The organism is Pelagibacterium flavum (genome assembly GCF_025854335.1).
Lineage (GTDB): Bacteria > Pseudomonadota > Alphaproteobacteria > Rhizobiales > Devosiaceae > Pelagibacterium > Pelagibacterium flavum.
Genome location: NZ_CP107716.1, coordinates 1,723,487 through 1,746,322, shown reverse-complemented (window position 1 = coordinate 1,746,322; position 22,836 = coordinate 1,723,487). Strand labels below are relative to the sequence as shown.

Annotated in this window: 32 protein-coding genes and 1 tRNA gene; 21 read left to right on the top strand and 12 right to left on the bottom strand. The window is 59.6% G+C overall.

Features of this window, described 5'->3' with window-relative positions:
* Window positions 1-28: 28 nt before the first annotated feature.
* Complete coding sequence (locus tag OF122_RS08690) at window positions 29-802, bottom strand: MerR family transcriptional regulator (RefSeq protein WP_264227377.1); 774 nt, start codon at window positions 800-802, stop codon at window positions 29-31.
* 215 nt (window positions 803-1,017) lie between these two features.
* Here OF122_RS08690 and OF122_RS08685 point away from each other — a divergent pair, with 215 nt between their 5' ends.
* The 5 genes from OF122_RS08685 to OF122_RS08665 all read left to right on the top strand — a co-directional run bounded on the left by OF122_RS08685 (window position 1,018) and on the right by OF122_RS08665 (window position 2,962).
* Window positions 1,018-1,338 carry a hypothetical protein gene (locus OF122_RS08685; protein WP_264227376.1) on the top strand — a complete coding sequence of 107 codons (321 nt, stop codon included), beginning with the start codon at window positions 1,018-1,020 and terminating at the stop codon, window positions 1,336-1,338.
* 301 nt (window positions 1,339-1,639) lie between these two features.
* Window positions 1,640-1,915: an EF-hand domain-containing protein gene (locus OF122_RS08680; RefSeq protein ID WP_264227375.1), complete on the top strand. Its 276-nt coding sequence runs from the start codon at window positions 1,640-1,642 to the stop codon at window positions 1,913-1,915.
* Between the two features lie 132 nt (window positions 1,916-2,047).
* Entirely contained in the window at window positions 2,048-2,470 is a 423-nt protein-coding gene (locus OF122_RS08675) for a hypothetical protein (protein ID WP_264227374.1), read from the top strand.
* 4 nt (window positions 2,471-2,474) lie between these two features.
* The gene (locus tag OF122_RS08670) at window positions 2,475-2,657 is read left to right on the top strand and encodes a hypothetical protein (RefSeq protein ID WP_264227373.1); all 183 of its coding nucleotides are present in this window, start codon (window positions 2,475-2,477) and stop codon (window positions 2,655-2,657) included.
* A 176-nt stretch (window positions 2,658-2,833) separates the two neighbouring features.
* Entirely contained in the window at window positions 2,834-2,962 is a 129-nt protein-coding gene (locus tag OF122_RS08665; protein WP_264227372.1) for a DUF6481 family protein, read from the top strand.
* 23 nt (window positions 2,963-2,985) lie between these two features.
* Here the strand turns inward: OF122_RS08665 and OF122_RS08660 are convergent.
* The 4 genes from OF122_RS08660 to OF122_RS08645 all read right to left on the bottom strand — a co-directional run bounded on the left by OF122_RS08660 (window position 2,986) and on the right by OF122_RS08645 (window position 4,627).
* Window positions 2,986-3,071, bottom strand: a tRNA-Leu gene (locus tag OF122_RS08660).
* A gap of 13 nt (window positions 3,072-3,084) precedes the next feature.
* Window positions 3,085-3,363 (bottom strand): ASCH domain-containing protein, encoded by a 279-nt coding sequence (locus OF122_RS08655; protein ID WP_264227371.1) that lies wholly within the window; start codon window positions 3,361-3,363, stop codon window positions 3,085-3,087.
* Complete coding sequence (gene gpt / locus OF122_RS08650; protein ID WP_264227370.1) at window positions 3,363-3,857, bottom strand: xanthine phosphoribosyltransferase; 495 nt, start codon at window positions 3,855-3,857, stop codon at window positions 3,363-3,365. The genes OF122_RS08655 and gpt overlap by 1 nt, the downstream gene beginning before the upstream one ends.
* Window positions 3,854-4,627: a competence/damage-inducible protein A gene (locus OF122_RS08645; protein ID WP_264227369.1), complete on the bottom strand. Its 774-nt coding sequence runs from the start codon at window positions 4,625-4,627 to the stop codon at window positions 3,854-3,856. Before OF122_RS08645 ends, gpt begins: the two co-directional genes overlap by 4 nt.
* Before the next feature lie 168 nt (window positions 4,628-4,795).
* On the opposite strand from OF122_RS08645, the gene OF122_RS08640 reads away from it, so the two are divergent.
* The 4 genes from OF122_RS08640 to radC are packed head-to-tail and all read left to right on the top strand — an operon-like array spanning window position 4,796 to window position 7,422.
* Window positions 4,796-5,122, top strand: a complete 327-nt coding sequence (locus OF122_RS08640) for a DUF3088 domain-containing protein (protein ID WP_264227368.1) — start codon at window positions 4,796-4,798, stop codon at window positions 5,120-5,122.
* Between the two features lie 12 nt (window positions 5,123-5,134).
* Window positions 5,135-5,836 (top strand): DNA/RNA nuclease SfsA, encoded by a 702-nt coding sequence (gene sfsA, locus OF122_RS08635; protein ID WP_264227367.1) that lies wholly within the window; start codon window positions 5,135-5,137, stop codon window positions 5,834-5,836.
* A 33-nt stretch (window positions 5,837-5,869) separates the two neighbouring features.
* Window positions 5,870-6,706 (top strand): type I methionyl aminopeptidase, encoded by an 837-nt coding sequence (map, locus tag OF122_RS08630; protein WP_264227366.1) that lies wholly within the window; start codon window positions 5,870-5,872, stop codon window positions 6,704-6,706.
* On the top strand, window positions 6,703-7,422 hold the full coding sequence (radC, locus tag OF122_RS08625) for a RadC family protein (protein WP_264227365.1): 720 nt from the start codon (window positions 6,703-6,705) through the stop codon (window positions 7,420-7,422). The genes map and radC overlap by 4 nt, the downstream gene beginning before the upstream one ends.
* Window positions 7,423-7,531: 109 nt before the next feature.
* Here the strand turns inward: radC and OF122_RS08620 are convergent, their stop codons facing one another.
* Window positions 7,532-8,698: a GNAT family N-acetyltransferase gene (locus OF122_RS08620; protein ID WP_264227364.1), complete on the bottom strand. Its 1,167-nt coding sequence runs from the start codon at window positions 8,696-8,698 to the stop codon at window positions 7,532-7,534.
* A gap of 129 nt (window positions 8,699-8,827) precedes the next feature.
* The gene (locus tag OF122_RS08615) at window positions 8,828-9,565 is read right to left on the bottom strand and encodes a cytochrome c biogenesis CcdA family protein (protein ID WP_264227363.1); all 738 of its coding nucleotides are present in this window, start codon (window positions 9,563-9,565) and stop codon (window positions 8,828-8,830) included.
* A 147-nt stretch (window positions 9,566-9,712) separates the two neighbouring features.
* On the opposite strand from OF122_RS08615, the gene OF122_RS08610 reads away from it, so the two are divergent.
* The 4 genes from OF122_RS08610 (at window position 9,713) to OF122_RS08595 (ending at window position 13,565) form a co-directional block, all read left to right on the top strand.
* The gene (locus OF122_RS08610) at window positions 9,713-10,561 is read left to right on the top strand and encodes a DMT family transporter (protein ID WP_264227362.1); all 849 of its coding nucleotides are present in this window, start codon (window positions 9,713-9,715) and stop codon (window positions 10,559-10,561) included.
* Window positions 10,562-10,651: 90 nt separating this feature from the next.
* Window positions 10,652-11,326 carry a ribulose-phosphate 3-epimerase gene (gene rpe / locus OF122_RS08605; RefSeq protein WP_264227361.1) on the top strand — a complete coding sequence of 225 codons (675 nt, stop codon included), beginning with the start codon at window positions 10,652-10,654 and terminating at the stop codon, window positions 11,324-11,326.
* 35 nt (window positions 11,327-11,361) lie between these two features.
* A complete protein-coding gene (gene purB / locus OF122_RS08600) occupies window positions 11,362-12,666 on the top strand; it encodes an adenylosuccinate lyase (RefSeq protein ID WP_264227360.1) in 1,305 nt (434 codons plus the stop codon).
* Window positions 12,667-13,013: 347 nt separating this feature from the next.
* Window positions 13,014-13,565: an RBBP9/YdeN family alpha/beta hydrolase gene (locus OF122_RS08595; protein ID WP_264227359.1), complete on the top strand. Its 552-nt coding sequence runs from the start codon at window positions 13,014-13,016 to the stop codon at window positions 13,563-13,565.
* Window position 13,566: 1 nt separating this feature from the next.
* On the opposite strand, the gene OF122_RS08590 is transcribed toward OF122_RS08595, so the two are convergent.
* The 5 genes from OF122_RS08590 to OF122_RS08570 form a co-directional block, all read right to left on the bottom strand.
* Complete coding sequence (locus OF122_RS08590; RefSeq protein WP_264227358.1) at window positions 13,567-14,175, bottom strand: ATP-dependent Clp protease proteolytic subunit; 609 nt, start codon at window positions 14,173-14,175, stop codon at window positions 13,567-13,569.
* Window positions 14,176-14,222: 47 nt separating this feature from the next.
* Window positions 14,223-14,543: an SRPBCC family protein gene (locus OF122_RS08585; protein WP_264227357.1), complete on the bottom strand. Its 321-nt coding sequence runs from the start codon at window positions 14,541-14,543 to the stop codon at window positions 14,223-14,225.
* A complete protein-coding gene (locus tag OF122_RS08580) occupies window positions 14,540-14,854 on the bottom strand; it encodes an ArsR/SmtB family transcription factor (protein ID WP_264227356.1) in 315 nt (104 codons plus the stop codon). Before OF122_RS08580 ends, OF122_RS08585 begins: the two co-directional genes overlap by 4 nt.
* Window positions 14,855-14,943: 89 nt before the next feature.
* On the bottom strand, window positions 14,944-15,342 hold the full coding sequence (locus OF122_RS08575) for a DUF1801 domain-containing protein (RefSeq protein WP_264227355.1): 399 nt from the start codon (window positions 15,340-15,342) through the stop codon (window positions 14,944-14,946).
* 26 nt (window positions 15,343-15,368) lie between these two features.
* Entirely contained in the window at window positions 15,369-15,695 is a 327-nt protein-coding gene (locus OF122_RS08570; protein WP_264227354.1) for a DUF1476 domain-containing protein, read from the bottom strand.
* 283 nt (window positions 15,696-15,978) lie between these two features.
* Here OF122_RS08570 and purC point away from each other — a divergent pair, with 283 nt between their 5' ends.
* The 8 genes from purC to grxD all read left to right on the top strand — a co-directional run bounded on the left by purC (window position 15,979) and on the right by grxD (window position 22,694).
* Window positions 15,979-16,743: a phosphoribosylaminoimidazolesuccinocarboxamide synthase gene (gene purC / locus OF122_RS08565; RefSeq protein ID WP_264227353.1), complete on the top strand. Its 765-nt coding sequence runs from the start codon at window positions 15,979-15,981 to the stop codon at window positions 16,741-16,743.
* Between the two features lie 97 nt (window positions 16,744-16,840).
* Window positions 16,841-17,083, top strand: a complete 243-nt coding sequence (gene purS, locus OF122_RS08560) for a phosphoribosylformylglycinamidine synthase subunit PurS (protein ID WP_264227352.1) — start codon at window positions 16,841-16,843, stop codon at window positions 17,081-17,083.
* 321 nt (window positions 17,084-17,404) lie between these two features.
* Window positions 17,405-18,490 (top strand): acyltransferase family protein, encoded by a 1,086-nt coding sequence (locus OF122_RS08555; RefSeq protein ID WP_264227351.1) that lies wholly within the window; start codon window positions 17,405-17,407, stop codon window positions 18,488-18,490.
* A 132-nt stretch (window positions 18,491-18,622) separates the two neighbouring features.
* Window positions 18,623-19,282 (top strand): phosphoribosylformylglycinamidine synthase subunit PurQ, encoded by a 660-nt coding sequence (gene purQ, locus OF122_RS08550; RefSeq protein WP_264227350.1) that lies wholly within the window; start codon window positions 18,623-18,625, stop codon window positions 19,280-19,282.
* Window positions 19,283-19,343: 61 nt separating this feature from the next.
* A complete protein-coding gene (gene purL, locus OF122_RS08545; protein WP_264227349.1) occupies window positions 19,344-21,554 on the top strand; it encodes a phosphoribosylformylglycinamidine synthase subunit PurL in 2,211 nt (736 codons plus the stop codon).
* Window positions 21,555-21,702: 148 nt separating this feature from the next.
* Complete coding sequence (locus tag OF122_RS08540; RefSeq protein ID WP_264227348.1) at window positions 21,703-21,936, top strand: BolA family protein; 234 nt, start codon at window positions 21,703-21,705, stop codon at window positions 21,934-21,936.
* 7 nt (window positions 21,937-21,943) lie between these two features.
* Window positions 21,944-22,258 (top strand): DUF6665 family protein, encoded by a 315-nt coding sequence (locus OF122_RS08535; protein ID WP_264227347.1) that lies wholly within the window; start codon window positions 21,944-21,946, stop codon window positions 22,256-22,258.
* 100 nt (window positions 22,259-22,358) lie between these two features.
* A complete protein-coding gene (gene grxD, locus OF122_RS08530) occupies window positions 22,359-22,694 on the top strand; it encodes a Grx4 family monothiol glutaredoxin (RefSeq protein ID WP_264227346.1) in 336 nt (111 codons plus the stop codon).
* The last annotated feature ends 142 nt before the right edge of the window (window positions 22,695-22,836 follow it).

Below are 22,836 nucleotides of genomic sequence, written 5' to 3'. Positions count from 1 at the left end.
CCTTTATCTTTTTGCAATGGCGTGGCCATCATCCCTGCCGCGCCGCCCAGCTTTTCATTGCCGAGGCAAGATATTCGGCAAACCCGGTTTCGATACTCTCGTAGCGCGCGACAAAATCGGGGTGCCCAAGATAAACATCGGCAAGCCCGGCATAGGCCAAAACCGGTGCCGAGCGGCCCCAACTGGCCTGCACCCAATTCCAGTGACGGGCGATTACAGGGTTAAGAGCATGCGATTGCGCCGGAATACCCTTGCGCAGCCCTTCGGCCATATCCTCTTCGATGGACCGCAATTCATCCATCATAGCCTCGCGGTCGTCGTCCGAAAGCAGTTCCGTCTTCCGGCGCGAAGCCTCGATTTCAGGTCTGATTTCAGGCCCGTATTTTTCTTCGAGCCAAGCTTCATACTCGGCCTGCTTTTGAGGATCGATGATCCCCGAATACAAATCGGCGTCTCTCATGGCGCGATCTCCTTTGAGTTCGGCGATCGTGCGGTCGATCGTCCTGAGCATGGCGGCGAGCCGATCTGCCTGTTCAGCCACTTTTTTGCGCTGATTTTCCAGCGCCGGGAGACGATCGAATTCCGGATCGTCGAGGATGGCCCCGATCTCGGCAAGGGGAATATCCAACGCCCGATGGATCAGGATCTGCTGCAGGCGCAGCAGTTGTTCGCGGCCGTAATAACGGTAGCCGTTCTCGCCGATATGGGCGGGTTTGAGCAGGCCGATCTGGTCGTAATGGTGCAGCGCGCGGATCGAAATCCGGGCCATTTGCGCCACCTGCTTGACTGTATATCGTGCCATTTTCTCTTTCCCGCACCATCCGCAGGACAACCTCATAGTCCCTCACGCAACGTGAGGGTCAACCACCCGCAACGCCATTTCGTTACAATTTTATCTTTCCCGGAAGCCGACAGTTCACCGCGTTTTCAAACTGCGCCCGGACGACCGCCGTCGTTTACCGTCTGACCGTTCTTGCGGTGTAGCGTTCCTGCACAACGATTTTCCAGAACGGAAAAATGGCCATGGAAAAAATGCTGACCCGCAACGAACTGGCTCTGATGCTGGTCTGGGCTTTCCGCGAGCAGAAGGTGGAGTCCACACCCCACCCGCACGCCGATGCGCTCACGCTCTATTGCAATGTCATGGCCCTGCCCGTCGCTGAAGCGGCGACCGTTGTTTCCCACGCCCGCTCTGGAAATGTCTCTCCGACCGATCCGGTCGCCCTGGCGCGCTGGACCCGGGGCTTGATGCTGCTGCGCGAAATGCTGGCTCAACCCATGTGCACGCTTTCTATTGCCGAGCCCGAGATCCCGTCCCGTACGGGCGTCGCTGCTTAACCAGTAAGGCAATCTGGTCACCCATTGCCCAGATTGGCGACTGCGTGTCGCGCATTTTTCCCACTCGGCAGGGCCTTTGCGCTCCAGTTCGTGATCGAAGTCTCGCCATAGTGCGCCTAAGCGGTCACAAAATATCCCCATAAACTCCGCTACATGGCCGCATCGCGGTCCCAACCCCGCCACTGCCCCTCCTCACGATGTGTTCACGGTTTCGCGATCAGCGGAGTCGGCGTTCGGCATCCTGCCGATCGATCTTGAATAAATGGTACGGCACGTACCGACCAACATGGAGCACAACCCCATGAGCAAGACCGTTCTTTCCCTCGCCGCGCTTATTGGCCTCTCCGCTACCGGTGGCGCTTTCGCCCAGGCCCTTGATTTCAACGCGCTCGATGCCAACACGGATGGTGTCGTCAGCATGGAAGAGTTGCAGGTGGCGATCCCCGACCTTACGCCAGAGAGCTTTGCCATGCTCGACACCGACACCGACGGCTCGCTGTCGGCCGAAGAATTCGCTGCCCTTATGCCGGCGACCGAAGCCCCCGCCAACACCATGGAAGCGCCTGCCGCCCAATAGACAAACATAGTTTCTGAGGCATTCTCCCGGCCTCAGACTTTGGTGCAGACCTCCTCCCGGTCGGCCGTTCCGCACTCGCGGGGCGGCCGATTTTGTGTCAGCGTTAGGACCATCAAGTGCCAAAGGACAATTATGCGACTCTACCTCATCCCATTTTGCGCTCTGATATTAACCGCAACATTGGGCGCGTGCTCGGACGGCGAGACGCCCCAGGCCGATGCCGGCGCCATTAACCCTGAAGCAACAGCAGAGCCATCCCCGGAGCCGGCTCCCTTTTATGTCGGTCAATGGGCTGCCGATCCGGTGTGGTGTACCGACCAGACAGACGGATTCCCGATCACCATCACACCAACCGCTTTTGAAGGACGGGAAAACATCTGCGAGATGACCGAAATCGAGACAACCCCAGAAGGTGGCGCCACCGCACGACTGACGTGCCGGTCCGAAGGCGAAACGATTGTGGAACCGATCAGTTTTGCTCAGGCAGGCGAACAGATCGCCATTCTCTGGCCGGAGCGGGGAACCGAGGCAACGCTGTTCTCACGCTGTGAGTAACCTTATGGACAACCCAAGCCAAAGTGAACTGATCGAAGCACTCAGGGCACTGGATTCGACAATCGCCAAGTGCAAAAAGGCTTTACCCAAGCTCAAGACCGGAACGGCCTCCCACACCTTGCTCATACGCCGAATCAAGGCGCTGGAAATCGCAACGGCGCTGATACGGCGAGAACTCGCGCTTTAGCGGCAAGGCGCATCTTTGCGCTGGTTCGGGCCGCGATAAATCTTGCGTTGAGTGGCGCCCTGCTCTAACTGTTCGCCTCCCTTCGATCTTCGCCGATTGAAGGCTTGGCCCGGTCGGAGATTCCACCTCCTGGCCGGGTCATTTATTTCGGCGACACCGCAAAAAGAGCGCACGAAATGAACTTCAAACTTCCAGACCATGCCGACCGCCGCAAAGCGTCGGCCGACGCCAAGCGGGCCCTGCTGGAAAAAATCAAGGCCCAGAAAAGCGGCAACAGCGCTTCCGACAAAAAGAACGCTAAATAGCCCCCTTACGAGCCGGACATAAATGGTGCGGGCGGCGGGACTCGAACCCGCACGGAGATGCCTCCTCAGGATTTTAAGTCCTGTGTGTCTACCATTCCACCACGCCCGCAAGGCGAGATCGGCTATTCTCCCTTATACCCGACCTCGATCCGATCCAATTCCCCCGGCTTCATGGTGTCGAGCCATTTCAGGAATTCGGCAACGTCCCGAAAGCCGGCACGACGGGCATCCGCATCGGTAACATCTTCGGCCCTGATCGGGGTGATAGTACCGATCTGCAAGACGCCAACCTTAGTCTTGAGCGTGCCACCGGGCTTGACCGTCCGCCGCCGCCAGCGGCGGAACTGGAGTGTGATTTCTCCCGCCTTTATCTTCTCGAGCACTTCGAGCTTGATCAGCATCAGTCGGTGCCACCCGCGATAGGCGCGGCATAGGTGAAGTCCAGATCCCATGGAAAGAATATCCAGGTGTCCTGACTGACCTCGGTAATGAAGGTATCGACCATTTCGCGGCCCTGAGGCTTGGCGTAGACCGTCGCGAAATGAGCGTTGGGCAGCATATCGCGCACCGCGCGAGCCGTGGCGCCCGTATCGACAAGATCGTCGATGATCAGCAGCTTCTGGCCCGACGCATCGGCGGCGATCAGATCGGAATTGATCGCCTTGAGCACCGTGATCTTGCCCTGGCTCTGGTGATCGTAGGATTTGACCGAGACGCTCTCGATCACCCGGATATTGAGTTCGCGCGCAATGATTGCAGCGGGTACCAGCCCGCCACGCGTGATCGCAACGATCGAATGGAATGGGCCCTCACTGGTCAGACGCCAGGCAAGCGCGCGGGAATCGCGGTGAAACTGATCCCAGGAAACCGGGAAAGACTTGTTCTGCGGGTTCATACGTAAGGTTCCTTGGGCAAAACGATGTTCTTTTCAGCGTGCAGACGGTCGACCAGCACCTGCACTTCCGCTGTCGCCTGTTCGAGCCGTTCAATATCGTGACTGCGCAATACGAGATAGGTCATCACGTGGGTATTCCCCATCTGCGGGTAGGATCCGATCTTGACGTCGTCATAGCGCGACTGGATTTCGCCCAGGGGATCGCCAACGGCGCCCTCTCCCACGGCGGCTGGCACTGTCCGGCTTTCCACCTTGCGCCCGCCCTCCAGCGTCGGCGCGATGGATTCAAGCATGGCCTGCATGATCTTGGGCACCCCCGCCATGACGTGGACATTCCCGATGCGAAATCCCGGCGCTGCCGAAACGGCGTTGACGATCAGATCGGCTCCAACCGGAATGCGCGCCATGCGCAACCGGGCCGGCGTCGCCGGCGTGCCGGTCTCGGCCCATCGCGCCTCGAGCATGGCCCGCGCTTCCTCGTTGATCGGCAGATCCACACCGAAGGCCTTTGCTATGGCATCGGCTGTTATATCGTCATGGGTCGGCCCGATCCCGCCTGTCGTAAACACATATGTGCAGCGGGCGCGCAATGCGTTCACCGCTTCGATGATCGCATCGGTATCGTCGGAAACGATCCGCACTTCGCGCAACTCAATCGCCAGATCGGTACAGAACTGCGCTGTCGTGGCGATGTTGACGTCCTTTGTCCGTCCCGAGAGGATTTCATCTCCGATGACGACAAGACCGGCTGTAACGACAGATGAGGACATTGGACCGCCTGAAAAAACAAGCGCCATGGATGCCCTTACCGCCCAAAAAAATCAAGCGCGACGCCCAATCCAGCGCTCTCCATCCCCAACCCTCTCACGCCCTCGCTTGCGGTTGGATCGATTTTCGGGCAATCGAGGTCATATCGGCAGGAATGCGCGGAGCCCTCAATGACCCGAGACAAGCTTTTTCTCCTCCGTCCGGACTTTGAGGACCCTGCCTATCCTGGCAAGCGGTTCTATTGTTGGCATTGCGCCCTGCTCGAAGGCGTGCTCGCATCGTTTCCCGCACTGGCAAACAAGCTCGATGTCGAGCGCGTCGAATGGGCCAGACCGCGCCACCCGGTGATTGCAGTGGTCGGCGAGGCGCGCCAGTCCCTGCCACTTCTCGTGCTGGCCGATGGCGAAACATTCGATGGCCTGACTTTCATAAACGACAAGGACCAGATCCTGGGCGCCTTGTCCGAGCGCCACGGCTTTCCCCATCCGCATCCCTGACACAGTTTGTCCATGCATTTTCCCTCTCCCCTCGTTCGCGGCATGCTCATAAGGCGTTACAAGCGCTTTCTGGCAGATGTGACTCTGGAAACTGGAGAAATTCTCACTGCACATTGTGCAAATCCCGGCGCAATGACGGGGCTGGCCATGCCGGGCCTGCCCGTCTGGCTTTCGAAATCGGACGATCCCAAACGCAAGCTCGCCTATTCCCTCGAACTGGTCGAACTGCCCACCGGCATCGTGGGCATCAATACTGCCCATCCCAACCGCATCGTTGGCGAAGCGCTGCGCGCCCGCTCCATTCCTGAACTGGGCGCTTATGACGGCATCCGGCCCGAGGTCAAATATGCCGAAAAAAGCCGTGTCGATTTCCTTCTGACCGCCGAAGGGCTGCCCGACTGCTATCTCGAGGTTAAAAACGTGCATCTGGTGCGCGCTGCCGGGCTGGCTGAATTTCCTGATTCGGTGACCACGCGCGGCGCCCGTCATCTGGCTGATCTGGCCCGCATGGTTGACGAGGGCCACCGGGCAGTGATGCTCTATCTCGTCCAGCGCGGCGACTGCACCCAGTTCACCCTCGCCGCCGATATCGACAGGGCCTATGCGGCGGCGTTCCGCGATGCGCGCTCGGCCGGGGTTGAGGCTCTGTGCCACGCAACCGACATAACATCTGAAGCGATCACCCTCGGGGACCCTCTTCCCATACGCGAGTGAGCCGATTACCTTTGCCTCCAACAGGAGACGACAATGACCACCTACGTCGAAGCGGCGGCCAAGAAGAAACGCATGCCCGGTGTCATCCCGCTGCACGGCGAGGAAGGCTTCGCCGGCATGCGCAAGGCCGGCGCGCTGACCGCCGAAGTGCTCGACCTGCTTGTTCCCATGGTCGAACCCGGCGTGCCCACCGCTAAACTCGACCGCTTCGTTTATGAATTTGCCCGCGACAATGGCGCGACCCCGGCAACGCTCAATTATCGCGGCTACCGCTATTCCACCTGCACCTCGATCAACCATGTGGTCTGCCACGGGATGCCGAGCGAAAAACCGCTGCGCGAAGGCGATATCGTCAATATCGACGTCACCCTGATCGTCGATGGCTGGCATGGTGATTCGAGCCGCATGTATCCGGTGGGCGAGATTTCACGCAAGGCCGAGCGGCTCATCGAAATCACCTATGAAAGCCTGCGGCTGGGCATTGAGGCGGCAAGGCCCGGTAACACCACCGGTGACATCGGTGCCGCTATCCAGCGTTATGCCGAAGGCGAACGCGCCAGCGTTGTGCGAGATTTTGTCGGCCACGGGCTCGGCCGCCTGTTCCACGACGAGCCCAACATCATGCATTTCGGCAATCCGGGCACCGGCGTTGAGATCAAGCCGGGGATGATTTTCACGATCGAGCCGATGATCAATCTCGGGCGACCACAGGTCAAAATCCTCAATGATGGCTGGACGGCCGTCACCCGCGACAGAACCCTTTCGGCCCAGTGCGAGCACTCGATCGGCATCACCGATACCGGAAATGAGATTTTCACGCTCTCGCCGCGCGGTTTGTTCAATCCTCTGGAGGCCCGCAACAGTCCATGACGTCGAAACTGGGGGCAAGCGACACGAATGGATTGGCGGAAGCGGCACCCGATTATCACGGGCATCGCGACAGGCTGCGCGACCGTTTTACCAAGGGCGGCGCATCGGCGCTGCAGGATTATGAACTGCTCGAACTTCTGCTGTTCCGCATCCTGCCACGCCGCGACACCAAGCCCATTGCCAAGGCCATGCTCAAGCGTTTCGGCAGCTTTTCCGAGGCTATCGGGGCTCCCCGGCATCTGCTCGAGGAGATCGACGGGCTCGGCCCCACGGCAATCACTGACCTCAAGGTCATCCTTGCCGCCGCCCAACGCATCGGCAAGGATGCCGTTCACGATCGCCCGATCCTGGGCTCGTGGACCGAGGTTATCGATTACTGCAAGGCCTCGATGTCCTACGAGACCGTCGAGCAGTTCCGCATTCTATTTCTCGATAAAAAGAACAAGCTGATCGCCGACGAGGTGCAGCAGGTTGGAACCGTGGACCACACGCCGGTCTATCCCCGCGAAGTCATCAAACGCACGCTGGAACTTTCGGCAACCGCGCTGATCCTCGTCCACAATCACCCGTCCGGCGACCCTGCACCGTCATCGGCAGACGTTCAGATGACCCGCCAGATCGCCGATATCGCCAAGCCACTCGGCATCACGGTTCACGACCACATCATCGTTGGCAAATCGACCCACACATCGCTGCGTGGCATGAAGTTGTTCTAGGGCCGCTAGTACAGCCCAATACGCATGATGACCATTATCCCCAGGCAGAAGAACCGGTCCCGTTGAGTTCAGTGGGCTGCATGTCGTGGCCAGAATGATCAGGAGCCGTTCAGCCCAAACGACCCAGCCGGCTGCGCAGCTTGCGATACATATCGAAAAGCCCCGGGTGATTCTTGACCGCGCCCTTGGCCCTTTCGCCAACCGCCAGGCTTGCCGCCGCAACGCGACCAACCGGAGTCAGTGCGTGCGCAAACGCCGTTAGGCTTTGCTTTTCGTTGCACCAGAGGCGTTTCTCGTCGCTGTCGCCCTTGCCCATGTCGATGAACCGATAGCCTCCCTCAAAACTGGCCTGCATGGCGCGCAAAAGGTTCTGTTTGCCCGGCGACCCAGACTGCAAATCCGGACTCGGGTGCATTGAGGTGATGAGCGAATAGAGCCCGCCACCCGCTTCGATATTGTAGCGAACGGCGATCACTTCACCGTCGAGCCGCAACACGTGCAGCAGGCCGCCGGCGCTGTGCATGGCGCGCTTGTAGAATGCCTTGATCGGCGCGTCACGGAACGGATCGCGGATGCCCTGCACCTTGAACCGCTCGGCCCTGTGGGCGAACATCGTATCGATGATCGCCGCCGCCTCCGCACCGGCTTTAACGACTTCAAAGCCAACTTCTCCCTGCCCTGCCAGCTTGCTGCCCTGCTGGCGATCGACCTTGCGGCGACGCTTGTCGCGGCGCTCGGCATCGCAGGACGCCCAATCGCCATAGCGCGCAACGTGGACGCAATCGGCAAGCATCCGGCTACCGAGCGCCGCGCTCAATCCGCTCGATTGGGCGAGCGACACAGGCACATCAGGCAAATGGACAAGATCGCAATTGGCAAGTGCCGAAAATGCCTGCCGCCACAGCCGAACCCGTTCTGCCACCGGAACGGTTTGCCACCGATCCAGATCGACAAGGGGCGCGTATGATCCCAAATGGTCGCCGGTAAACCACGTCGCCACGCGTAACCCATAGACCCGCTTTCGCATCAACGGCAGCAAAACCACCGGTTCTCCGGCCAGCGAGATGATGATGAACGCACAATCGGCAGTCCCAATCGCGCCAGCCTCTATCCATGCGCTGACCAGGCCATATTTCTGCGACGCCAGAAGGCAATGGTTCTTTTCCAGCCCCTTCCAACTGTCGGCCACGTCTTCAATGCGCTGGTACACGGTGAAAGATGCGCGCGCCGAGCCAGATTCCGGCGCCTCGCCCGCCGCGACAGAAAGTGCCGACATTGCTGCTGATCCCCCAATTGATCCACAGGACCATGGACCGAAGGGGTAAACTCGCGGTTTCGTGATCGCATCGTGTTGCGCGAAAATCGGCACTAGCCAAATTTGTCTATGGCTATGGTTAAGCGCGAATTAGCCGAACTGATTCAGCACTTCAAAATTGGCCTGCATCCAGAACGCCAGACGGGTAAAATTGCCGGAAAGAAAGAGAATTCCGACAATGACCAGCAGGCCCCCCATCACCTTCTCGACCGTTCCGAGGTGTTTTTTGAACCCGTCGAAGAATGACAGGAATGGCCCCAGCGCCAGAGCTGCAAGGATGAACGGCACCCCCAGTCCCGCAGAATAGACCGCAAGCAGCGCCGCGCCTTCCCAGGCTGTCTGCTGGTTTGCAGCGACAGTCAGGATGGCCGCAAGAATGGGCCCGATACACGGAGTCCACCCGATAGCGAATGCCAATCCGAGCAGAAATCCGCCCAGCGGCCCGCTGGCCATTTTCGGACCTTCGAGCTTGAACTGCCGGTAGAGCCACGAAATCCGGAAAACGCCGAGAAAGTGCAAGCCCATCAAGATGATGACGATGCCCGCAAGCGGCATCAGGATCGGAAGCGCCCGGCGCAAAGCCTGCCCGAAAAACGTCGCCGTAGCACCGAACGCTATGAAGATCAGCGAAAAGCCCAGCACGAATGCCAGCGCCGTCACCAGCGTCCGGCCATAAAGCCTGCCACCCGCCACGCCCTCCTCGCGCAACCGCTCGAAGGTCGCTCCAGACATGTAGGTGAGGTAGGCGGGCACCAGCGGCAGCACGCAGGGGCTGAGAAAACTCAAAATCCCGGCACCAAACACCACCGGCAACTCAAATCCGAACATTTCCGCTCCCGAAAACCGATGCGGGACTTGTAACGGTGTGCGTATGGGGCGCAATGGCTTGTTTTGTCTCATCGCAACGTTTTGATGATCCATGGCGACCATGGGCTTTTGCGGCTAGCATGCCCGAACGGCCCCGGGGAGAATGGCATGCGCATCATCGTCCTGACGATCATCGCCATGCTGGCCTTTGCGGCAAACTCCGTTCTCGCGCGCCTGGCGCTGTCAGACGGCGCAATCGATGCGGCAAGCTATACGGGCATCCGGCTGATCGCCGGGGCCGTGCTGCTTTATGGACTGCTGATGTGGGGTCCGCACACAGGCGCTGCCCGCAGGATCGGCGGAAGCTGGCCAGGCGCTGCGGCGCTTTTTGGCTACGCAATCTTCTTTTCGGTTGCCTATCTGATGCTCGGAGCCGGACTGGGTGCGCTGATCCTGTTCACCAGCGTGCAGATGAGCATGCTCGGGTGGGCAGTATTCAGAGGCGACCGCCCGGGCGCAATCGAATGGATCGGGATAGGGCTGGCAGTTGCCTCGCTCGCATATCTCGTCTCGCCGGGCCTTGCAGCGCCCCATCCACTCGGCACTGTGCTAATGGCATTGGCCGGAATGTCATGGGCCGCCTATTCACTGATTGGACGAGGATCGAAGTCACCGTTGGCTGATACAACAGGCAATTTCGTGCGATGCCTGCCCATCGCCGTCGTTCTGGTTGGTTTGGGACTCGTAACAGCCCCGGTCACCCAACATGGTGCGGCCTATGCTATTGCCTCGGGAGCGTTCGCTTCGGGACTTGGCTATGCCGTTTGGTATCTGGCCCTGCCCTCGCTGTCGCGGGTTCAGGCCTCGACAGTACAACTGACGGTTCCCGCAATTGCTGCCGCCGGTGGCGTATTCATTATTGGCGAGCCAATTACGCTGCGGCTCACGCTCGCCTCGATCGGCATTCTCGGAGGCGTGGCCCTTGCGCTTTTGGCCGCCGAACGTCGCAAGCGGTGAGCAAACCGGCCGATCAGACCTTTTGGGACTAGGATTCCGGCGTCCGCCATACTAACAAGCCTGCCAACACACCATTATCCGGGGTTCGCCGTGAGCAGCCATCCCATAAAGATCGCCCCCTCGATCCTTTCCGCCGATTTCTCCCGCCTGGGCGACGAAGTGCGCGCCATCGATCAGGCCGGCTGCGACTGGGTGCATGTGGATGTAATGGATGGTCATTTCGTCCCCAACATCTCCATCGGTCCGCTGATCGTCGAAGCCATCCGGCCCGTTACCGGCAAACTGCTCGACGTGCATCTGATGATCGCGCCCGCCGATCCCTATCTCGAAGCCTTCGCCAAGGCAGGCGCCGATATCATCACCATTCACGCCGAAGCCGGCCCGCATCTCGACCGCTCGCTTCAGGCGATAAAGGCTTTGGGCAAGAAGGCCGGAGTGGCGCTCAACCCGGCAACGCCGGTTTCCACGATCCAACACGTCATCGATAAGCTCGATCTTATATTGATCATGAGCGTCAATCCCGGCTTTGGCGGACAGGCATTCATACCTGAAGCCATTGCCAAGGTGGAACAGGCCAGGGCCCTGATCGGTGGGCGCACAATTGAGATCGAGGTCGACGGCGGCGTCGACCCCTCCAACGCCGGCGCGCTCGCAAAGGCCGGCGCAACCGCGCTGGTTGCCGGCTCGGCCGTTTACAAGGGCAACGACGCCGCCACCTACGCTCCCCGCATCAAAGCCATCCGCGACGCCGCGATGGCCCGATAATCTGAATCAATCTTTGAACGACGGACCCTAAGCCCATGATCCCGCGCTATTCCCGCCAGCAGATGGTCGACATCTGGTCACCCGAGACCAAGTTCAAGATCTGGTTCGAAATCGAAGCGCATGCCACAACCGCGCAGGCCAAACTCGGCGTCGTGCCGCAGGCGTCTGCTGATGAAATCTGGGCCAAAGGCAAGGACGCAAAATTCGACGTTGACCGGATCGACGAGATCGAGCGGGAAGTCAAACACGACGTCATCGCCTTCCTGACCCACCTCGCCGAAATCGTCGGCCCCGAAGCCCGGTTCGTCCATCAGGGCATGACGTCCTCGGACGTGCTCGACACCACGCTTTCGGTCCAACTCGCCCGGGCCGCCGACCTGCTGCTCGCCGATCTCGACGCATTGCTCGCAGCCCTCAAGAAGCGCGCCTACGAGCACAAAAACACGATCACCATCGGGCGCAGCCACGGTATTCATGCCGAGCCGACCACATTCGGAGTGAAGCTGGCGCAGGCCTACGCCGAATTCTCCCGATGCCGCGATCGCCTCATCAACGCGCGTGCGGAAATCGCCACCTGCGCGATCTCGGGCGCTGTGGGCTCATTCGCCAATATCGATCCCTCGGTTGAAGAATATGTCGCCGAACAAATGGGCCTTGCCGTCGAGCCGGTTTCGACCCAGGTCATCCCGCGCGACCGTCACGCGATGTATTTCGCGACGCTCGGCGTCATTGCCTCGTCGATCGAGCGCCTTGCCACCGAAATCCGCCACCTCCAGCGCACCGAAGTGCTTGAGGCCGAGGAGTTCTTCTCCAAGGGACAAAAGGGTTCATCGGCCATGCCGCACAAGCGCAATCCGGTGCTGACCGAAAACCTCACCGGCCTCGCCCGCCTCGTGCGCGGCATGGTCACCCCGGCTCTTGAAAACGTGGCGCTCTGGCATGAGCGCGACATTTCGCACTCGTCGGTCGAGCGTATGATCGGTCCGGACGCGACGGTGACCCTGGACTTCGCCCTGGCCCGCCTGACCGGCGTCATCGAAAATCTCGTCGTCTATCCCGAGAACATGAAGGCCAACATGGACAAGCTTGGTGGCCTCCACAATTCCCAGCGCTTCCTGCTCGCCCTGACGCAAGCCGGGATGAGCCGCGAGGAAAGCTATTCAGCCGTCCAGCGCAACGCCATGAAGGTCTGGCGGGGCGAGGGTAAGTTCCCCGATTTCCTCAAGGCCGATCCGGACGTTTCGGCAAAGCTTTCCGACGAACAGATCGATGCGAGCTTTGACGACGCCTATCACCTCAAGCATGTGGATACGATTTTTCGCCGGGTGTTCGGCGAATAGCATCTAGCGAAAATCCCGCCACGTCCGGGGTTTCTCTTTCGGCCCAATCCCACATCCACCCGCAGGGTATCGGGCACAATTTGTGCCCGGTGCTCGCCCGGCCGCTCTTTGAAAACAAGGGTTATTCTGAGCAGGATCAGAATGCTCCCGACCCAGTTTCCCCTGGCTGTGCCACTCCGGGCCATTTTCCATTCCGTCATGTCTTCGCTCTCCGTTGGAATAAGAACATAACAGAAACATCCTGACAGCCGGTGTCAGCAGTGCGTCCAAAAGCGTCAGAGCGGGGCCGCCCATCCCGCTCAACTGGCCCTTGCGTAACGGCCGGAAATCCACCAAGTAATCGTGCTATGAAAACCGCAGACGCCGACATCCTCATCGTTCCCGGGCTAGGCCATTCCGGCCCCGGCCACTGGCAACACCGCTGGGTCGAAAAGATCCGCAACGCAAAATTCGTCGAGCAGGACGAATGGGATACGCCCACCCTTGCCGGCTGGCTCGAAACCCTCGAACGCGAGATCATGATGGCCACGCGGCCCGTGATTCTGGTGGGCCATTCGCTCGGCGTTCAGGCCATCGTCGCCGCTAGCCAGACCCAGGCCGATACCAAGGTCAAAGGTGCCTTCCTCGTCGCGCCGCCCGATGTCGATGAGCACCCCGACGTTCCCGCCGCGACCTCGCCATTCCGAGGCCTGTCATCTGATCCGCTCAGGTTCCCCTCGATGCTCGTGGCGTCCTCGAACGACCCCTATTGCAGCGTCGAACGTGCCGCCGAATTTGCAGCCCGCTGGGGCTCCGATTTTCACATCGCCGGCGATGTGGGCCACATCAATGTCGAATCCGGTCACGGCCCCTGGCCCGAAGGATTATTGATGTTCACCCGGCTGATGAGCCGGATCTGATTTAGTCCTGGACTGGCGGGCGTTCGCTCATGATCGTATCGATCAACCCCCACTCCTTGCCCTCTTGCGGCGTCATGAACCGGTCGCGGTCGAGCGTTTTTTCCACCTCGTCATAACTGCGCTCGCAATGTTTGGCGTAAAGTTCGATCAGCCGCTTCTTTGTGCGCTGCATCTCTTCGGAATGGATCAGCATGTCGCTGGCCTGCCCCTGAAACCCGCCCAAAGGCTGGTGGACATGCAGGCTGGCATTGGGCAATGCGGCCCGGAAACCGGCTTCCCCGCCCATCAGAAGAAACGATCCCATCGACCGCGCCGTGCCCATGCACAGCGTATGCACCGGCGAGCGGATGAACTGCATGGTGTCGTACATGGCCAGCCCGCTGGTCACCACGCCGCCATAGGAATTGATGTACATCTGGATCGGCTTCTTCGTGTTCTCACCTTCGAGAAACAACAATTGCGCGCAGACCAGCGAGGCCATTGCATCGTTGATCTCGCCATTGACGAAAACGATCCGCTCGCGCAGCAGGCGCGAATAAATATCGAACGAGCGCTCACCGCGCTGGGACTGCTCGACCACCATAGGGACGAGCTGCATCATGTCGCGCATGGGCGACCTCCAATGCTTTGCTAGGAATAAAATCGAAAAAGGTTGGCTCAGGCGGCCAGCATCATCATCTCGCCATTTGCATTGGCGGCAGCCGGCACCTCGACCACAAGACGCTGTATGATTTCGAGCCGCGTGCCTCCGGCGCCGTCGGCGGCAATCTGGAAGGTCACGATGCTTTCCTCATGCGGCGGCTGACTGTCGCGCATGCGATAGCTGACCGCGCTGCCCTCCTCGACCGAAACCGGCTCGTCCTGCGCCAGATCGGCGCCCGGCAGCCAGCGCTCTCGGTATTGGGTAACCGACACCGCCCGCCAGACCTTTTCCGGCGGAGCGTCGAAGGTAAATTCCATCTCGATCGTCTCGCTCATTGGTCCATCTCCCTCAGAACCTCATCAAGATCGGCCATCCGACTGGGCCAATAGGCTCGATATCGCGCCAGCCAGTTCCCAATCCTCCCGATTCCGGCCGGGTCGACTTCGTAATTGACGAACCGGCCATCCCGCTCCTGCCGCACCAATCCGGCGCCGACCAGAACGCCAAGGTGCTGACTCATCGCCGGCTGGCTGATGCCGAAGCCTTCGCGCAAACCGCTCGCATTGCTTGGCCCGGTGGCCAAGCGCTCGAAGATCGCCCGGCGTGTGGGATCGGCCAGCGCCTTGAAAAGAGAATCATCATCCATGCCAACAAATAAGCATACACTTATCTATTGAGCAACAAAAAACCCCGCGCCGATCACGCGGGGTTCTTCAGATTCGATTGGATCAAACTCTAGCTCAGCCGCTCCAGCTTTCGCTTCTTGATGAGATTCTTGTAATCCCACTGGATCGTCCGGGCTTCTTCAAGCCATTTCGCCAGCAGGTCCTCGTTCACATCCTCGGCCCGCGTGAAGCGGGCTTCGGCCGCCTTGAAGGTGCCTTCAGGCGCCAGCCCTGGCGTATCAAAGGATTGTCCGCTCCAGAATAAGAGCCGCACACAATGCTTGAGCTTGCTGTATCCAACGATGGGGTTTCCGTCCAGAAACCACACCGGATGGGCGTGCCAGATCTTGCTCTCGGCCTCTGGCAGCACGCGATCGATGACACCGCGCAACCGCTCGCAGATGGCGCGATCCTCGTCGGCCTGAACCGCGTGATAGCTGGCAATGCTTTCGTGCTTGCTGCCTTTCATACCACCTGCCCGTTCAAGCAAGAACGTTAAGCTTCCGACAGCACCTCGGCGCGCGCCTGGATATCGAATTGGGCGATCTTGGCCTCGATGGCCTTTTCATCGATCTCGACGTTTTTGGCGTCGAAATCAGCCTTGACCTTGCGCACCACATCGGCGGGCCCGGCCTCTGTCATGTCGACGGCGATCACTTCGGCGACGTAATTGGCGATCGCGTCCGCATCGGTCACATCCATTTCAGCACAAGCCCAGTGTGCCAGATGCTTGTTGCGGCGGGCCTCTGCCTTGAACCGCAGCGATGCGTCATGGGCGAATTTGGCCTCTTCGCCTCTCTCGCGTTCCTCGAATGAAGACATTTCCAGTCCCTCGACTTGTTTGGTTTTTCGGTGCACCCGCCACGCGCGGTTTAAGGTTTGAGATAGGCCGTATCGCCTATAAAATCAACTTGCTGCGCTGCGGCACGATACCCGCGTTAAACCTTACCGCAGTTTTTGCGCAACAGGTGGCGGAATCGCGATATGTAGAGCGCAAATGGTTTGGCCCTGCCCATGAAAGGGCTTGCATTGGCCACCCAAAAAGGCGCATGAGTGCGCCCAATTCCGACCCGCTTAAACACGCAATCTACGGGACACCGTCGAAATGAACCGTCGTCGCAAGATCTACGAAGGCAAGGCCAAAGTGCTCTATGAGGGCCCCGAGCCCGGCACGCTGATCCAGCACTTCAAGGACGACGCCACCGCCGGCAATGGTGCCAAGCACGAAATCATCGACGGCAAGGGCGTCCTCAACAACCGGATTTCCGAGTATATTTTCACCAAGCTCAATACGCTTGGCATCCCCACCCATTTCGTACGCCGCATCAACATGCGCGAGCAGCTGATCCGCGAAGTCGAGATCATCCCCATCGAAGTGGTCGTGCGCAACGTCGCCGCGGGATCGCTGTGCAAGCGCCTTGGCCTTGAATCGGGCACCCAGCTTCCACGCTCGATCATCGAATTCTATTATAAGGACGATGCGCTAAACGACCCCATGGTCTCCGAGGAGCACATCACCGCCTTCGGCTGGGCCAATCCCCAGGAGCTCGATGACATCATGGCGCTTGCCGTGCGCGTCAACGACTTCCTGACCGGCCTGTTCATGGGCGTCGGCATCCAGCTCGTCGATTTCAAGATCGAATGCGGCCGCCTTTACGAGGGGGATCTCATGCGTATCGTGCTGGCAGATGAAATCTCGCCCGACAATTGCCGGCTGTGGGACATCAAGACCCGCAACAAGCTCGACAAGGATCGATTCCGCGAAGACCTCGGCGGACTCGTCGATGCCTACCGCGAAGTCGCCCAGCGTCTCGGCATTCTTGTCGAGGCAGACAACGCCCTGACCACCGGACCCCGACTGGTTCAGTAACCGGAGTGTTCCCAGGATAAGTGGGCACCACTTATCCAGTTCGGGAACGTGACAACAAAAATTCTTCCGCCCAACCAAAAAGGCCAAACGGATCGTCATGAAAGCCCGCGTCATCGTCACTTTGAAAACTGGTGTTCTGGACCCTCAGGGACAGGCCATCGAAGGTTCACTCGAGGGGCTGGGTTTTTCCGGCGTCCAGTCGGTACGGCAGGGCAAGGTGTTCGATCTGGAACTTTCCGCCACCGACCCCGTTAGTGCTAAGACGGAAATCGAGAGGATGTGCGAAAAGCTTCTCGCCAACACCGTGATCGAAAATTACGCCGTAGAGATTATCGGTTAACCTCTCCCATTTAACTTAACTTTTGCGCAGTTTGTCGCGTCCGCGCGCCATGGAGTATGCCCTGAAATGCTGAAAACCGTTTCCCTTTCGGCCCTGTTCTTTCTCGCCCTTGGTGTGCTGGTTGCCGCTTACGGCACTGTCCCGGTGGTCTGAGGTCGAAATAGTCTTCCCGCCCCCAGGCGGTGTACAAATCGAAAAGGGCCGGGGCCAAATCCCGGCCTTTTCGCATTCTTAACCACGCTTTCAGTTGTCATCATTGGTGAAAGGCGTCGTTTAGTGCCTTGAACTATGCTCGTCCCAATTCTTGCTTGGGGACGCGACATGACTGACACTGCCAAACAACGCCACGCTTGGGTGGATGTGGCCAAGGGCCTATCCATCATCCTCGTGGTAATGATGCATTCCACCTACGGCGTGGGCGAAGCGACCGAGCGCGTCGGCTTCATGCACTACATCCTCGGTTTCGCGACGCCGTTCCGCATGCCCGAATTCTTCCTCGTCTCGGGTCTGTTTCTTTCGTCGGTTATCACCCGTCCCTGGCGCAATTTTGCTGATCGGCGCGTCGTCCACTACCTCTATTTCTACCTGCTGTGGGCCGTCATCCTGATCGCCTTCAAGCATTTGATCGTCGACCGCGATCCCGCCGGCACGCTTGCCCTCATGGCCAGCGCCATCTACGAGCCCTATTCAATTCTGTGGTTCATCTACGCGCTTGCTGTTTACGGGCTGGTCGCCAAGCTGCTCCATCAGCTGCGCGTGCCCCATATCGCTGTGCTTATTGTCGCTGCCGCCGCGTCCATCGCTCCGGTCGCGACGCCGGTGTCCATCGTCAATTATGTGGCCGAATATTTCGTCTATTTCTATGCCGGCTATGCTCTGGCACCAGCCATCTTCAAGCTGGCTGAATGGATCCAGTCGCGGCCCGCTCTCGCTATCGCCGGCCTCGCCGCCTGGGCGCTCGCCAATGGCGCGCTGGTCTTTTCGCCGGGCCACTCGGTCACCTATGGCGTAGTCACCAGCGGCGTCGATCACATCCCCGGAGCCCATTTCGTCATGGCCATGGCCGGTGCCGCCGCCGTCTGCGCCGCCGCGGTACTGCTCGCCCGCCTCGCCGCCATGGAGTGGCTTCGCTGGATGGGGGCACACTCGATCGTCATCTATCTCAGCTTTGTCATCCCGATGGGCAGCTTCCGCACAGTGCTGCTGCGTTTTGTGCCTGAAATCGATGCCGGCATCGCCAGTCTCGCCTGCCTGATCGTCGCAGTTGTCTGCCCACTGATCCTTTATTGGATTATCGGCAAGACCGGGTTTGGCAAATTCCTTTTCGAACGCCCCTCATGGGCTCATCTGCCGGGTGCGCCCGGCAGCCGCTGGACACAGCGCCAGGCTCCCGCCCCGGCCGAATAGACTTCACTTCGGCGTTAGCGAGGGGATTCGTATGTGAAAGCGTACGAATCCCCTTGCTTTTTGCGGCCAGAATCCCGACAAGGCGGCCATCCGGTTCAGCCCCCAAATATCTAAGAAGCGAGACGTAGCGCGATGAAGTCCGCAGTCGTTGTCTTTCCCGGCCTCAACCGCGAACGCGACATGATCGCGGCGCTGACAAAGATCGGCGGCACGCCGCCTGCTGTCGTCTGGCACAAGGATGCCGAATTGCCCGATGTCGATTTGATCGTCATTCCGGGCGGCTTTTCCTACGGCGATTATCTGCGCTGCGGCGCCATCGCCGCCCGTTCGCCCATGATGGACATCATCCGCGAGCGCGCCGAAAAGGGTGTTCACATCCTCGGCGTTTGCAACGGCTTCCAGATCCTGACTGAAGCCGGGCTTCTTCCCGGCGCCCTGATGCGCAATGCCTCGCTCAAATTCGTTTGCCGCGAAGTCAAGCTCCAGGTCGCCAACGCCAACACCGCTTTCTCGCGCCGCTATGAGCAGGGCCAGGTGTTCCGCTGCCCGGTCGCTCACCACGACGGCAATTATTTCGCCGACAACGATACGATCGCCGCACTCGAAGACAACGGCCAGGTGGTGTTCCGCTATACCGCCGAAACCAACCCCAACGGCTCGATCAATAATATCGCCGGCATCACCAACAAGCGCGGAAATGTGCTGGGCATGATGCCCCACCCCGAAAACCTCATCGAACCGGCTCATGGCGGCGAAGACGGCAAGGGCATTTTTGCCGGACTTCTCAACTAGGGCGCTTCCCAGATCGAGAGGGCATGCTCGGCCCCCGATTCCTCATTGACGACTGGCTAAAATGACTCTTCGCAACGACATCGAAATCACTCCCGAACTCGTCGCCAATCATGGTCTCAAGCCTGACGAATATCAGAAGATTCTCGACCTGATCGGGCGCGAACCCACCTTTACCGAGCTCGGTATTTTCTCGGCCATGTGGAACGAGCATTGTTCCTACAAAAGCTCGAAAAAATGGCTCAAGACCCTGCCCACCAAGGGGCCGCGCGTGCTGCAGGGGCCGGGCGAGAACGCTGGTGTGGTCGATATCGGGGACGGTCAGGCGGTCGTCTTCAAGATGGAATCGCACAACCACCCCTCGTTCATTGAACCCTATCAGGGTGCGGCCACCGGAGTTGGGGGTATCCTGCGTGACGTATTCACCATGGGCGCCCGCCCCATCGCGGCGATGAATGCCTTGCGCTTTGGTGAGCCCGATCACGAAAAGACCAAGCACCTTGTTTCCGGCGTGGTCGCCGGTGTCGGCGGCTATGGCAATTCCTTCGGCGTGCCCACTGTTGGCGGTGAGGTTCAGTTCGATGCCCGCTACAATGGCAACATTCTTGTCAACGCCTTTGCCGCCGGGCTGGCCGATGCCGACAAGATTTTCCTCTCCGAAGCCAAGGGCGTCGGTCTGCCCGTGGTTTATCTCGGCGCCAAGACAGGCCGCGATGGCGTCGGCGGGGCCACAATGGCCTCGGCCGAATTCGGCGACGATATCGAGGAAAAACGCCCCACTGTTCAGGTCGGTGACCCCTTCACCGAAAAACGTCTGCTCGAAGCATGTCTGGAACTTATGAAAACCGGCGCGGTCATCGCCATACAGGACATGGGCGCCGCGGGGCTAACCTGCTCAGCCGTTGAAATGGGCGCCAAGGGGGATTTGGGCATCGAGCTCAATCTCGATGCCGTTCCCGTTCGCGAAGAGCGCATGACGCCCTATGAAATGATGCTGTCCGAATCCCAGGAGCGCATGCTCATGGTCCTGCATCCTGAAAAGGAGGCCGAGGCCCGTGCAGTCTTCGAGAAATGGGAGCTCGACTTTGCCACTGTCGGCAAAACCACCGACGATCTGCGCTTCCGCGTGCTCTGGCAGGGCGACGAAGTCGCCAACCTGCCGATCAAGGAACTGGGCGACGAGGCCCCCGAATACGACCGCCCCTGGGTGGCTCCTACCCTCCCGGCGCCGCTCGACCCCGCATCGGTCCCCGACACCGATATCGCCGATGCGCTGCTAAAGCTGCTCGACTCGGCCAATCACTCCTCCCGTCGCTGGGTCTATGAGCAGTACGATACGCTCATCCAGGCCAACTCGCTCCAGACACCTGGCGGCGATGGCGGCGTGGTTCGCGTCGAAGGTCACCCCACAAAGGCATTGGCCTTCTCCTCGGACGTCAACCCACGCTATTGCGAAGCCGACCCTTTCGAGGGCGGCAAACAGGCCGTGGCCGAATGCTGGCGCAACCTGATCGCCACGGGCGCCGAACCGCTGGCTGCGACCGACAATCTCAATTTTGGCAATCCCGAACGCCCCGAAATCATGGGTCAGATCGTTCATGCCATCAAAGGCATCGGCGAAGCCTGTACCGCGCTCGATTTCCCCATCGTTTCGGGCAATGTCTCGCTCTATAACGAAACCAACGGCCGCGGCATCCTGCCCACCCCGACCATTGCCGGTGTCGGCCTGATCGAAGACCATGCCAAGATGGCGCGCTCCGGCTTCGCCCGCGGAGGCGATGTGATCGTCCTGGTCGGCGCACCGGAAAGCTGGGGCAGTCATCTCGGCCAATCGGCCTATCTGCGCGACGTTCTAGGCCGCCGCGAGGGCACCGCTCCCTATGTTGACCTCGACCACGAGAAAAGGGCCGGGCTTTTCGTGCTCTCCCTCATTCGCGAAGGCAAAGTCCGTTCGGTCCACGATCTGTCCGATGGTGGCCTTGCGCTGGGGCTGGCCGAAGCAGCGATAAAGTCAGGCATCGGCGCTGAAATCGCTGCACCGGAACATGACACGCTCGCAACATGGTTCGGCGAAGATCAGGGTCGCTACATCATCACAACCTCCGCCGACCAGGCCGAGGAAATCGTCGCCGCTTCTCCCGTTTCCGCTGCCATTATCGGCACGACCGGTGGCGACACCTTGAAGCTGGGCGCCACCCGGTCCATATCGGTTGGAGACCTGAGCGCAGCTTACGAAGGGTGGTTTCCCGCCTTCATGGGCGCTACAATCAACTAGAGCGCGTCCAGCAAAAGTGGAAACGGTTTTGCGGTTCGGACGCGCGATGAATCAACAAGTTAGATCAAGTCCGCGATTCGAAGAAAAGCGGACTTGATCTAGTTTCCGCCGCGTTTCGCATAGCGCGACAACAAAGAGAGTGCCTCACATGCCAATGGATGCCGCCGAAATCGAGACCCTTATCAAACAGGCGCTTCCCGATGCACAGGTTGATATCCGCGACCTGGCGGGCGATGGCGACCATTACGCCGCAACCGTCACCTCCGAGGCGTTTCGCGGCAAGTCCCGCGTGCAGCAGCACCAGCTCGTCTATCAGGCCCTCAAGGGCAATATGGGCGGCGAACTGCACGCGCTGGCGCTGACGACCAACGCACCCGATTGAGCTTGAAATGAGCCTGCGCGACAGCCTCGATCTCATCAAGGCCGTCAATCCCGAAGACGGCCATGCCGTTCTCGAGAACGAGATCATGGGTGAGCGCGCCGCCTCGCTTGGCGCTGCCGAGCAGCGGGTCGCAAAAACCGTGGCGGCGTACAACGCGGCGGCGCCGGGCGAACGCACGGAACAGCTCATCGCCGCACAACATGCTGTCTGGGCCTATTTTGTTCAGCGCGAACTGTGCGGCTTCAAGCGCCATCAGGACGTAGTCGCTGCCTTTGCCATTCCGCGCGAAGTGCTTAATGGGCTCGGCGCCGTTCACCGGTGATTTGAACGTGGTGACCTCGACATAGCCACCATCATCACCTATCTATCGGGAAACGCCGATCAACGCCCCGAACCTCCCACTGGGCCGAAAGGACATTTTGATGAGTGACATCAATGCATTTATCGACGAGCAGGTTAAGTCCAATGACGTTTTCCTGTTCATGAAGGGCACGCCCGATTTTCCCCAGTGCGGGTTTTCGGGTCAGGTCGTCCAGATTCTGAACTATCTCGGCGTCGACTATAAGTCCGCAAATGTTCTCGAAACCGACGAACTGCGTCAGGGCATCAAGGATTATTCCAACTGGCCCACCATCCCCCAGCTCTACGTGAAGGGCGAATTCGTCGGCGGTTGCGACATCATCCGCGAGATGTTCCAGGCTGGCGAACTCCAGACCCACTTCGAGACCGCCGGCATACCGGTCAAACAGACCGCCTGATCATTTTCAGAACTATAATTTTCAAGGGGCCTCAAGCCATGCTTGGGGCCCTTTTGGATTCGCTCAGGTTCAAATCAATCATATTGATGACATCCATCGCGCTTTTTCGTTTGTGACGCTCGCGGAAGTCTTTATCGTCGCC